9 protein-coding genes are annotated in these 11712 nt (G+C 71.0%); 8 read left to right on the plus strand and 1 reads right to left on the minus strand.

Annotated features, from left to right (window positions below; translation table 11 throughout):
* Positions 1-9: 9 nt before the first annotated feature.
* The 8 genes from P9849_RS00280 to P9849_RS00315 all read left to right on the plus strand — a co-directional run bounded on the left by P9849_RS00280 (position 10) and on the right by P9849_RS00315 (position 11085).
* Positions 10-1296: a glycosyl hydrolase gene (locus P9849_RS00280; protein WP_278267767.1), complete on the plus strand. Its 1287-nt coding sequence runs from the start codon at positions 10-12 to the stop codon at positions 1294-1296.
* Positions 1297-1388: 92 nt separating this feature from the next.
* Positions 1389-4460 carry a glycoside hydrolase family 38 C-terminal domain-containing protein gene (locus P9849_RS00285; RefSeq protein WP_278267768.1) on the plus strand — a complete coding sequence of 1024 codons (3072 nt, stop codon included), beginning with the start codon at positions 1389-1391 and terminating at the stop codon, positions 4458-4460.
* A 722-nt stretch (positions 4461-5182) separates the two neighbouring features.
* Positions 5183-5896, plus strand: a complete 714-nt coding sequence (locus P9849_RS00290; protein WP_066213417.1) for a DUF969 domain-containing protein — start codon at positions 5183-5185, stop codon at positions 5894-5896.
* On the plus strand, positions 5893-6861 hold the full coding sequence (locus P9849_RS00295) for a DUF979 domain-containing protein (RefSeq protein ID WP_066213414.1): 969 nt from the start codon (positions 5893-5895) through the stop codon (positions 6859-6861). Before P9849_RS00290 ends, P9849_RS00295 begins: the two co-directional genes overlap by 4 nt.
* A gap of 12 nt (positions 6862-6873) precedes the next feature.
* Positions 6874-7959 carry a DUF2891 family protein gene (locus P9849_RS00300; protein ID WP_278267769.1) on the plus strand — a complete coding sequence of 362 codons (1086 nt, stop codon included), beginning with the start codon at positions 6874-6876 and terminating at the stop codon, positions 7957-7959.
* Complete coding sequence (locus P9849_RS00305) at positions 7956-8711, plus strand: 5-oxoprolinase subunit PxpA (protein WP_278267770.1); 756 nt, start codon at positions 7956-7958, stop codon at positions 8709-8711. Before P9849_RS00300 ends, P9849_RS00305 begins: the two co-directional genes overlap by 4 nt.
* Position 8712: 1 nt before the next feature.
* Positions 8713-10266 (plus strand): 5-oxoprolinase/urea amidolyase family protein, encoded by a 1554-nt coding sequence (locus tag P9849_RS00310; RefSeq protein ID WP_278267771.1) that lies wholly within the window; start codon positions 8713-8715, stop codon positions 10264-10266.
* Between the two features lie 138 nt (positions 10267-10404).
* Positions 10405-11085 (plus strand): GntR family transcriptional regulator, encoded by a 681-nt coding sequence (locus tag P9849_RS00315; protein WP_066213401.1) that lies wholly within the window; start codon positions 10405-10407, stop codon positions 11083-11085.
* Between the two features lie 167 nt (positions 11086-11252).
* Here the strand turns inward: P9849_RS00315 and P9849_RS00320 are convergent, their stop codons facing one another.
* Positions 11253-11633, minus strand: coding sequence for a hypothetical protein (locus P9849_RS00320; protein WP_066213398.1), 381 nt, complete (start codon positions 11631-11633; stop codon positions 11253-11255).
* Between the last annotated feature and the right edge of the window lie 79 nt (positions 11634-11712).

Genomic DNA, 11712 nt, shown 5'->3' on the forward strand with positions numbered 1-11712 from the left:
GACAATTCCGTGCGATTCGGGGTCAACTACACACCGGCGTCGGGGTGGTTCCACTCCTGGCAGCATCTCCGGGAGGAGGACGTGCGCCGGGACCTGGGGCAGATCGCCACGCTCGGCGTGGACCACATCCGCATCTTCCCGCTCTGGCCCGTGGTGCAGCCGAACAGGAGCCTGATCAGCCAGACCGCGCTGGATGACGTGATGACCGTGGTGGATGTCGCCGCGGAGTTCGGCCTGGACGTGAACCTGGACGTGCTCCAGGGGCACCTCTCCAGCTATGACTTCCTGCCGGCGTGGATCACCACGTGGCACCGGCGGAACCTGTTCATGGACCCGGACGTGGTGCGGGCCGAGGCGGATCTGGCGGCCGAGTTCGCCCGCCGCCTCGAGGGACGCCCCAACATCATGGGCATCACCCTGGGCAACGAGCTCAACCAGTTCGCCCCGCCCATCCACCCGGACGCCCATCCCGTGACCCCGGAGCAGGCGTCGGCCTGGCTGGAGACCCTCGTGGCGGGCGCCCGCGCGCACGGGAACCCCTTCGTCACGAATGCCATGTACGACGCGTCCTGGTACGACGACCGCCAGCCCTTCGAGCCCCGCCACGCCGTGGAGTTCGGGGACGCCACGGTGGTGCACTCGTGGGTCTTCAACGGCGCCGCTCAGACCTTCGGACCCCTTCACGACGGTTCCGTCCGCCACGCCGAATACCTCCTGCGGCTCGCCGCCGCGTGGCACCAGGACGCGAACCGTCCGGTGTGGCTCCAGGAGGTCGGCGCCCCGACCACGGTGATCCCGCGCGAGTCGGCCCCGGATTTCCTGGAGGCCACGATCCGCCACGCGGCCACCGTGCCCGGCCTGATGGGGGTGACTTGGTGGTGCTCGCATGACGTCTCGCGGGCACTCGCCGACTTCCCGGAGGTCGAGTACGACCTGGGCCTCTTCACCCACGACGGCGTGCTGAAGCCCACGGGGGAGCGTTTCGCCGCGCTCGTGGCCGAGTTCCGGGCGGCCGGGGCGGACGCGAGCGTCGCCGCGGGCGGTGCCGTGCCCGCCGTCGAGCCCTCCGGCGTCGCGCTGGTCCTCGACGACACCGCCGAGGGCTACCGCGCGAGCTGCGCACCCGGAGGGGCGTTCCACCGTGCGTGGCTCGACGCCGCCGCGGCCACCGGACAGGGCCCGCAGGTCCTCCTGGCCTCCCGTGGTCAGGACCCGGCCGCGCTCGCCGCCCGGCGCATCACCACGGTCCTGGAGACCGGCGCATCCGCTCCCGGGGCAATTACCGCAAATCGCTAGCGAAACCCCGGAAAGCGCTGCTAGTCTCGCCCTTTGCGAGCCGTTGACCTACCAAGCCACCTGACACCAGACGTGAGGACACGAGCACATCCATGCATGACGACATCAACCTGACCACCGGACGGGTCAAGCGGGTTCTGGCCGAACGGCTGTATCCCGCCGTCTACGAGGAGAGCGTGGCGCTGGACGTCGCCTGGCACGAACTGCCGGGCGAGCCGATCGCCCCCGCCGAGGGTCTCGCCCTCGAGTACTCGCCGTACCAGGTGGGGACCCCGTGGGGCGCCGCCTGGGGCACCACCTGGTTCCGTCTGCAGGGCCGGATCCCCGAGGCCTGGTCCGGGCGCCGTGTCGAGATGGTGGTGGACCTCGGCTTCGATGTGAACATGACGGGCTTCCAGTGTGAAGGCCTGGTCTACACGCCCGAGGGCGAGCCGCTGAAGTCGCTCAACCCGCGCAACCAGTGGGTCCTGGTGGCCGACGAGGCGGAGGGCGGGGAATCCGTGGAGCTCTTCATCGAGGCCGCGTCCAACCCGGTCCTCCTCGACTACCACCCCTTCCTTCCCACGCAGGAGGGCGACATCCGCACCTCCTCGCCGAAGAAGCTCTACACGACGCGCCGCATGGACCTGGCCGTGTTCAACCGCGAGGTCCACGAACTGTGCCTGGACCTGGAAGTCCTGTTCGAACTCCAGGCCGAGCTGCCGGAGTCCTCGCCGCGCCGGATGCGCATCCTCCAGGGCCTGGACGACGCCCTGGACCGGGTCGACCTCCAGCGCATCGCCGAGACCGCGGGGGAGGCCCGTGAGGTCCTCGCGCCACTGCTCGAGCGTCCCGCCGAGGCCAGTGCCCACCACGTCTCCGCCATCGGACACGCCCACATCGACTCCGCCTGGCTCTGGCCGCTGCGCGAGACCATCCGCAAGGTGGCCCGCACCAGCTCCTCCATGACCGAGCTGATCGGTCAGGACCCGGACTTCCGGTACGGCATGTCGAGCGCCCAGCAGTACAAGTGGCTCAAGGTCCACCGCCCCGAGGTGTACGCCAAGGTCAAGGCCGCCGTCGCCGAGGGACGTTTCGTGCCGCTGGGCGGCATGTGGGTCGAGTCGGACACGGTCATGCCCAGCGGCGAGGCCCTGTCCCGCCAGTTCCTGTACGGCCAGTCGTTCTTCCGGGACGAGTTCGGCGCGGCCTGCCGCGGGGTGTGGCTGCCGGACAGCTTCGGGTACTCGCCGGCCCTGCCGCAGCTCATGCGCCGTGCCGGTTTCGAATGGTTCTTCACCCAGAAGATCTCCTGGAACCAGGTCAACAAGTTCCCGCACCACACGTTCAACTGGGAAGGCATCGACGGCTCCCGGGTCTTCAGCCACTTCCCGCCCATGGACACCTACAACGCGCAGCTCTCCGGCGAGGAGATGGCCCGCGCCAGCCGCCAGTTCCGGGAGGCCCGCGTCGCGTCCGGGTCGATCGCGCCGGTCGGCTGGGGCGACGGTGGTGGCGGCACCACCCGCGAGATGACCGGCAAGGCCCGGCGTCTCGCGGATCTGGAAGGCAGCGCCACGGTCCGCTGGGAGAACCCGGACGACTACTTCGAGCGCGCCCGCCAGGAGCTCCCCAAGCCGCCGGTCTGGGTCGGTGAGCTGTACCTCGAACTCCACCGGGCCACCCTCACGAGCCAGCACAAGACCAAGCAGGGCAACCGCCGCGTTGAGCACCTGCTGGTGGAGGCCGAATTGTGGAGCGCCACGGCCGCGACCCGCACCGGCTACGCGTACCCCTACGACGAGCTGAACGCGCTGTGGGAGGACCTCCTGCTGCACCAGTTCCATGACATCCTGCCCGGCACCTCCATCGCCTGGGTGCACCGCGAGGCCGTCGAGACCTACCGCCGCCTCACGGAGGAGGCCGAGGCCCTGATCGGCCGCGCGCTGGACGCCCTGGCCGGCGACGGCGACGTGCAGCTCACGTTCAACGCGGCGCCGTTCGGCCGCTCCGGCGTGCCCGCGCTGGGCGCCGCCGAGGCAGCCCCGCGGGGCGCGGAGCCGGTCACCGTGAGCGAGGAGGCGCGCGGCGTCGTGCTCCGCAACGGACTGGTGGAGGTCGTCATCAGCCGCGAGGGCCATATCGTCTCCGCGGTGGACCTGGCCAGCGGCCGGGACGCGATCCCCGCGGGCGCCGAGGCGAACGTGCTCCAGCTGCACCAGGACTTCCCGAACATGTGGGACGCCTGGGACGTGGACCGGTACTACCGCAACCGCGTGACCGAGCTGCGCTCGCTGTCGTCGTTCTCCGTGGAGGGCGACGAGGACGAGGCGCGGGTCGTGATCGAGCGCGAATTCTCCGGATCCCGGGTCCGTCAGGTGCTGCGCCTGGCCGCCGATGCGCGGACGCTGCGCATCGATCAGGAGACCGACTGGCACGAGGCCGAGAAGTTCCTCAAGGTGTCCTTCCCGCTGGACGTCCGCGCGGAGCACACGGCCGCGGAGACGCAGTTCGGCTTCAACAAGCGCGTCACGCACACCAACACGAGCTGGGAGGCGGCGAAGTTCGAGACCTCCATGCACCGCTTCGTGCTGGCGGAGGAGCCCGGCTTCGGCGCGGCCCTGGTGACGGAGTCCAGCTACGGCTTCGACATGACCCGCGACGCCGACGACGACGCCGGGGTGACCACCACCCTGCGCCTCTCCCTCCTGCGGGCCCCGCGGTTCCCGGACCCGGAGACCGATCAGGGCGTGCACCAGCACTCGTACGGCCTCGTGATCGGGGCGGACGCCCTGGTGGCGACCCGTGAGGGCATCCACCTGAACAGCCCGGTCCGTTCGCGGTCCGGCGCCGCCCCGGTCGAGTCTCTCGTGCGGGTCGACGGCGACGGCGTGCTCGTCTCCTCGGTGAAGCTCGCCCACGACCGTTCCGGCGACCTGGTGGTCCGCGTCTACGAGCCGCAGGGCCGCCGCGCGAACGCCGTGCTGCATGTCGACCCGGCATTCGGCGCCGGCCGCGAGGTCAGCCTGATCGAGGACGAGCTCCCGGACGCCCCGGCACTGGAGGCTGCCGGCTCCGGCTCCGGTGGCGAGGCGGGCGCGACGACGGCGGAGGCCGGCGTCGCGCTGTCCCTGTCGCCGTTCTCGGTGCGCACGTTCCGCTTCAGCCCGGTGCAGGCGGGGTAGGCGGGTTAGGCGGGTCCCTGAGGATTCCCCAGCCCGAGTTCGTAGGTTTCGGTTGAGTTCGTGGACCATCTCCACGAACTCGCCTCGAAACCACGAACTCGGCAAGGTGGGGCCGGTGCAGGTTGCCTGGCTCAGTCGCTGTGGCTCGTCTTGCCGGCCGTCATTTGTGAAACCGCGAGTTTCCGTCGAAACAGTGTGTTTAACGCGCGGTTTCGACGGAAACTCGCGGTTTCGGCGTTTCTGGGCCGTCGGGGGTGGCGGGAGCGCGGTCCGGAGTGGCTTCGCGACTCGGAGTGGCTTTGGCGGTGCTCGTCCGTCGAGTTCGGGGGTTCGTTCCGGCTTCGCGGGTTGCAGGCGGTGTTCTCGGAACGAACCCCCGAACTCGGCAGGGGTGGACCCGGCCGCATCGCTCGTGGCTCCATCGCTATGGCTCGTCTGGCCGTTCGTCATTCGTGAAACCGTGGGTTTCCGTCGAAACAGTGTGTTTAACGCGCGGTTTCGACGGAAACTCACGGTTTCGGCGTTTCCGGGGCCGCCACACCCGCGAGACCCACCCGCCAGACCCACCGACGCTCGCCCCGCCACGTCCGTCACCATCCCCGGATTGTTGAACAAAGCCTTGCTGGATTGTTGAACAAAGTTCTATGATGTGAGTCACGTGGCCTCGTGATGGGCGCCACGGACAGCTCCTGGACCGGTCGGTCCCCGTGGAATGGACTCGCATGCTCGTACTCATCGGGGTGCTGCTGGTGATCATCGGATTCGCCGTTCGCCTCAACCCCCTCATCGTCGTCACCGTCGCCGGGATCGTCACCGCGCTCCTGGGCGGTATGAACCCCTTGCAGATCTTGGAGGCCTTCGGTTCCGGCTTCGCCAGCAGCCGTTCCGTCACGGTCTTCGCGGCCGTGCTCCCGGTCATCGGCATCATCGAATACTTCGGGCTCCAGGAGCAGGCCAAGAACCTGATCTCCAAGCTCGCCCGTCTCACGGCCGGCCGCGTCCTCCTGGCGTACCTGGCCATCCGCCAGGTGACCGCCGCCGTCGGGCTGACGAGCATCGGCGGGCACGCGCAGGCCGTCCGGCCGCTCGTCTACCCGATGGCCGAGGGCGCCGCGATGCGCCGTTACGGCACGGTTCCGGAGAAGCTCAAGGAACGCATCAAGGGCCACTCCGCCGCGGCGGACAACGTCGGCGTCTTCTTCGGCGAGGACGTCTTCGTGGCCGTCGGGTCGATCCTGCTGATCACCACCTTCGTGGACACCACGTACCATCTGCAGCTCGAACCGCTCGAACTCGCGCTCTGGGCCATCCCGACCGCGATCGCCGCCTTCCTCATCCACGGCTTCCGGCTCCTCCGCCTGGACCGTCAGCTGGACCGCGAATACGCCCGTCTCACCGGGAAGACCGTCACCGTCGAGGCCGGGAGCGCCGCATGATCAACGTCGAAGCCGTCTACTGGTTCATCGGAGCCCTCTTCATCGCCTGGGCCTCCCTCATCGCGCGGGACACCGGCCACCGGCACCGCATCGGCAGCTCGCTGTTCTGGGGCATCCTCGGGCTCTGCTTCTTCTACGGCACCTGGGTCCAGGCCGGGAAGGCTCCCGCGTGGATCCTGGGCGTGGCGGTCCTGGTGCTCGTCGGACTCGCCTCCAGCGGTCAGCTCTCGGACGGCAAGGCGAAGTCGTCCACCCCGGCTGAGCGCGTCGCCTACGCCGCCCGTTTCGGGAACAAGCTCTTCATCCCGGCACTCCTGCTTCCGGTGGTCACCGTGGCCCTCGTGCTCGCGGCGCCGGTCCTCGTCATCGGCGGCACTCCGATCCTGGACCCCAAGAACACCACCCTCGTGGCACTGACCATCGGCGCGATCGTGGCCGCGGCCGCCGCCGTCGTGATCCTGAAGCCCCGCAACAAGCTCGCGCCGCTGCTGGAGAGCCGCCGGATCCTGGAATCCATCGGCTGGGCGGCGCTCCTGCCGCAGATGCTCTCGACCCTCGGCATCCTGTTCACCAAAGCGGGCGTCGGGACGGCGGTCGGAACCCTGACGGCGTCCATCCTCCCGAAGGGGTCGCTGCTGGCCGCTGTGACGGTGTATTGCGTGGGCATGTTCCTGTTCACGGTGCTGATGGGCAACGGCTTCGCGGCCTTCCCGATCATGACCGCGGCGATCGGCTGGCCCGTGCTGATCCAGCAGTTCCACGGCAATCCGGCGATCGTCTTCGCCATCGGCATGCTCGCGGGCTTCTGCGGCACGCTGTGCACCCCCATGGCCGCGAACTTCAACCTGGTCCCGGCCGCGCTGCTCGAGATGAAGAACCGCTACGGTGTGATCACGGCGCAGATCGGAACCGCTCTGCCGTTGCTGGTGGTCAACATCGGCCTCATGTACTTCCTGGCGTTCTAGAAAGGAACCCTCATGACCGACACCTTCTTCCCGGGCGCCGCCCAGCACTGCGCCGACGTCGTCCTGGACAATCTGGGCCGTCCGTACCCCTACGCCTCGCACCACGTGGAGCGCTCCGAGACCGATCTGCACACGCCCGCCGAGCTCCACCCGGCGTTCCACACCTCCTTCGACTGGCACTCCTGCGTGCACATGCACTGGCTGGGCGTCAGCGTGCTCGACGCCGCGCTGCGGGGCGAGGCGGACCTCGACGCCGGCACGGCCGACGCCCTCCGCGCCGCCCTGGGCGCGAACCTCACCGCCGCGAAGCTCGCCGTCGAGGCGGACTACCTCCGAGCCAACCCCAGCTGGGAACGCCCGTACGGCTGGGCCTGGCTCGTGCGCCTGGCCGCGGCCTGCCACGCCTCCCAGGACCCGGAGATCGCCGCCTGGGGCCGCAACCTGGACGGCTGCGTGGACGTGGTGTCCGAGCTGGTCCAGGCGTGGACCGCGACCGTCGAGCACCCGGTGCGGCACGGCCTGCACACCAACGCGGCCTTCGGGCTGTCCTACCTCCTGACCGCGTTCCGGGACCTCGGTCGCGAGGACGCCGCGGAGGCTTGCGAACGGGCCGCCGTCCGCTGGTTCGGCGAGGACCGGGCCTGGGCCACCGAATGGGAGCTGAGCGGGCAGGACTTCCTCTCCGCCGGGCTCAGCGAGGCCGATCTCCTCCAGCGCGTGCTCCCCGCCGACGAGTTCGCCGCCTGGCTGGAGGGGTTCCTACCTGGGCTGACCGCGGAGTCGCGCATGCTCGCCACCGTGGGGGTGGCCGATGAGAGCGACGGTTACATGGTCCACCTGCACGGCCTGAACCTCACGCGGGCGGGGCAGCTCGCTCGGGTGGTCGCGGCGCTGGACGCCGTGTCTGAAGCCCGGCCCGGCGCCCGGCCCGGCACGCCGCAGGACCTGCGCGCGGTGCTGGACGCCGCCGTCGAGCCGTTGTTCAAGGCCGGGATGCACGGCCTGCAGAGCGGCGACTTCATGTCCACGCACTGGCTCGCGAGCTTCGCGTGGGACGCCCGGGAGTCGATCGGTCGCCTGCGGAGCGTGACCGCGTGAGCGTGATCGACCTCAACAGCGACGTCGGGGAGTCCTTCGGGAACTGGACCTTCGGGGACGACGCCGCCATCCTGGCCAACGTCTCCAGCGCCAATGTCGCGTGCGGTTTCCACGCCGGAGACCCGGTGGGCATCCGCGCCACCGTGCGCGCGGCCGTGCGCACCGGGACGACCGTCGGGGCCCACCCCGGCTATCGCGACCTGGCGGGCTTCGGGCGCCGCTTCATCGACATGGACGCGGGGGAGCTCCGCGACGACGTGATCTACCAGATCGGCGCGCTCCAGGCCCTCGCGCGCGCCGAGGGCACCGCCGTCCGGTACGTGAAACCGCATGGCGCCCTCTACAACACGATCGTGCACCACGAGGCCCAGGCGCGGGCCGTCGTCGACGCGGTCCTCGCCGTCGACCCGGCACTGCCCCTTCTGGTGCTGCCCGGCTCCGCGGTCGAGCGGATCGCCGCCGAGGCCGGGCTCCGCACCGTGGCCGAGGCGTTCGCCGACCGCGCCTACCGGCCCGACGGCACCCTCGTCCCCCGCAGCGACCCTGACGCCGTGCTGCACGACATCGACCGGATCCTGGACCACGTGTTCCGCCTGGTGGACGGCACGGTCCGGGCCGTCGACGGCACCGTGCTGCCCGTGAACGCCGGGAGCATCTGCGTCCACGGCGACACCCCCGGGGCGGTCGCCATGGCCGAGCGCATCCACCGGGAACTCACGGCGCGCGGCGTCGTGATCCAGAGCTTCGCCTGAGATGGGCCGACTGCTGGGCGTGCGCCGCGTGGGGGACCGCGCGGTGCTCGCCGAACTCGACGGCCTGGACGCCGTGCTGGCGCTCCAGGCGGGCCTGCTCGCCGAACCGCCGGCCGGCGTCGTGGACGTCGTGGCCGCGGCCCGCACCGTGCTCGTGACCGTGGGTCTCCCGCAGTCCCTGGCCGGTGTCGTGGACCGGCTGCGGACGGCTGACCTGGCCGCCGGGGTGCGCTCCGCCGGGCGTGAGGTGAGTATCGAGACCGTGTACGACGGCGAGGACCTCGCCGAGGTCGCCCGCCTCACCGGCCGCAGCGTCGAGGCTGTCGTGGCCGGGCACGCGGACGCCGTCTGGACCGCCGCGTTCGGCGGGTTCGCCCCGGGGTTCGCCTACCTCAGCGCGCCCGGCGCGCCCGAGGTCCCGCGCCGCACCTCCCCGCGCACCCGCGTGCCGGCCGGTTCCGTGGCGCTCGCCGGCGGGTACTCGGCCGTCTACCCCAACGACTCGCCCGGCGGCTGGCAGCTCATCGGCCGCACCGGCGCGCTCCTGTGGGACGCCGCCCGCGACGAACCCGCGCTCATCAAGGCCGGCGACACCGTCCGCTTCGTCCCGGTCCGTGACATCGTGCAGGCCCTGCCCGCCCGGCCCGCCGCCGAGACCGTCGAACCCGTCCTCGAGGTCCGCAGCCCCGGCCTCCAGACCACGGTGCAGGACCTCGGGAGGCCCGGCCACGCGGCGTCGGGGGTCAGCGATTCCGGCGCCATGGACCGCGGCGCCCTCAAACGCGCGAACCGCATGGTCGGCAACCCTGCCGGCGCGCCCGGACTCGAAGCCCTGCCAGGCGGCCTGACGCTGCGCGCGCTCCGGGACACGATCCTCGCCGTCACCGGCGCGGACGTCCCGCTCCTGATCAGCGACGACGACGGCGCCCGGTGGGACGCCCCGCTCGACGCCCCGCTCACGCTCCTGGCCGGTGAGACGCTGCGGCTGGGAACGCCTGTCGCCGGGCTGCGCAGTTATGTGGCGGTACGAGGCGGAGTGCGGGGCGGCGCCGTGCTGGGCAGCGCCGCCACGGACGTCCTGTCCGGGCTGGGTCCCGCCCCGCTCACGGCGGGGAGCCGTCTGGGCCTGCTCGATCCGCGGCTGCCCGGCGCCGTGGGGGAGCCGGAGACGGCGCCCCCACGGCCGTCGGCGGAGGAGGTGACGGTGCTCCGGGTGGTCCCCGGTCCCCGCGACGACTGGTTCACCGACGAGTCCCTCGAGGCGTTCCACACGGGGGTATGGACTGCGACAGCCGAGTCGAACCGCGTGGGCATCCGGTTCTCCGGCGAGCCCCTGGTGCGCAGGACCGAGGGTGAGCTCCAGAGCGAGGGCACGGTGCGGGGCGCCATCCAGGTGCCGGCGTCCGGTCTGCCCCTGGTCTTCATGGCGGATCATCCCGTGACGGGCGGGTACCCCGTGATCGGCGTGGTCCTCGACGCGGACCAGGACCGGCTGGCCCAGCTTCCGCCCGGCGCGAAGGTGGGTTTCGAAGCGGTGGCCCCGGCGTCGCTGTAGCTGGGGACCGTCCATGGGCCGAAACAGTGAGTTCGCGACGAAACAGTGAGTAGAACACGCGGTTTCGTCGCGAACTCACTGTTTCGGCGCGGTGACGGCGATTCCGGCCTGTTCCGTCCCTCGGCATACAGTGGGCCTGTGAGTTCTGATGCTGTCCTGGCGGGGTTGCGCCGCGAAGCGCGTGCCGCCCACGCGCACACCGCCCAGTGGGTGGCGGCCACACTGCGGCAGCGCATCGCCGACGGCGAGCTGACCCCCGGCACCAAGCTTCCCGAAGAGGCGCTCCGGGAGGCCCTGGGCGTCTCACGGAACACGCTCCGCGAGGCCTTCGCCACGCTGCACGCCGAACGCGTGGTGCAGCGGATCCCGAACCGCGGCGTCTTCGTGGCCCACCCGACGGCCGAGGATGTCCGCGAGATCTACCGGGTCCGGAAGCTCGTGGAACCGGCCGCGCTGCTGTGGGCGCCGCGGATCGATGTCGAGGAGCTCGCGGGGATCGTCCGCCGGGGCCGGGCCGCGGTCACGGAGGGCGACATCGCCGGGATGGCCGGTGCAAACCAGGATTTCCACCGGACCGTCCTCGCGGCCGCCGGGAGCATCCGGCTCGACGCGCTCATGGAACAGGTGCTCGCGGAGATGCGGCTGGTGTTCGCGGCGATGGGGCGGGACCCCCGCTTCCACGCGCCGTACGTGGAGGGCAACGAGAGGATCGTCGAGCTTCTGGCGGCGGGACAGCGTGCCGAGGCAGCCGAGTACCTCCGGGATTATCTCGACCGGGCCGAACAGCAGCTCGTGGACGCGGTCGAAGGGCGGGCCTAGGCGGGTTCCGCGACCCGCGTCCCGGCCCGCCCGCTCCAGCCCGCGCCGGTCCGCTAGGAGGGACGTGAATCCGCTGCATCTGGTAGCGGATTCACGCCGCGGTCAGCGGACTCGGCGAAGTGGACCGCGGAGATCACGGTGAGCAGTGCGCCCGTGCCCCGGCCTCGTCAGCCCCGGTTCTCCTTGGGGTAGAAGCGCCCGCGCCGGGTGAGGACCCAGAACATCGACACCCCGCTCAGCACGCCCAGGCCGATCCCCAGCAGCAGCGAGTACGGCGAATCGCGGGACACCACGGCCGCCACCACCAGGAGCAGGGCGAGGAGCCCGAAACTGGCGGAGTTGAAGGCGAGCTTGCCCTCGAGGGCCGGCTTGATCTGCCCGTAGACCGCCGCCTGGATCACCACGAACACCACGTACGCCCCGGCGCTCACCAGATGCCACGGCGCGGGCGCGGCGGCGTACAGACCCAGCCCCACGCCGAACGCGATGGACAGGCCCATCCAGTAGGACCGGGCCTTCGCCAGGGCCGGGGGTGTGGTGCGGGGCATGTCGTTCAGGCTCCTTCGGGGCGGTTCATGCCGCCGGGCGGCACGGTCGTGGGCGTGATCCGGGGCGATGCCGCGGGCC

This window comes from Arthrobacter sp. Y-9, from assembly GCF_029690065.1.
Taxonomy (GTDB): domain Bacteria; phylum Actinomycetota; class Actinomycetes; order Actinomycetales; family Micrococcaceae; genus Arthrobacter_E.

Bases quoted from the DNA above. Each gene is read 5' to 3' on its own strand.
- P9849_RS00320 (WP_066213398.1), bottom strand. From the start codon at position 11,633: ATGCCCCGCACCACACCCCCGGCCCTGGCGAAGGCCCGGTCCTACTGG.
- P9849_RS00290 (WP_066213417.1), top strand. From the start codon at position 5,183: ATGCTCGTACTCATCGGGGTGCTGCTGGTGATCATCGGATTCGCCGTT.
- P9849_RS00300 (WP_278267769.1), top strand. From the start codon at position 6,874: ATGACCGACACCTTCTTCCCGGGCGCCGCCCAGCACTGCGCCGACGTC.
- P9849_RS00310 (WP_278267771.1), top strand. From the start codon at position 8,713: ATGGGCCGACTGCTGGGCGTGCGCCGCGTGGGGGACCGCGCGGTGCTC.
- P9849_RS00295 (WP_066213414.1), top strand. From the start codon at position 5,893: ATGATCAACGTCGAAGCCGTCTACTGGTTCATCGGAGCCCTCTTCATC.
- P9849_RS00285 (WP_278267768.1), top strand. From the start codon at position 1,389: ATGCATGACGACATCAACCTGACCACCGGACGGGTCAAGCGGGTTCTG.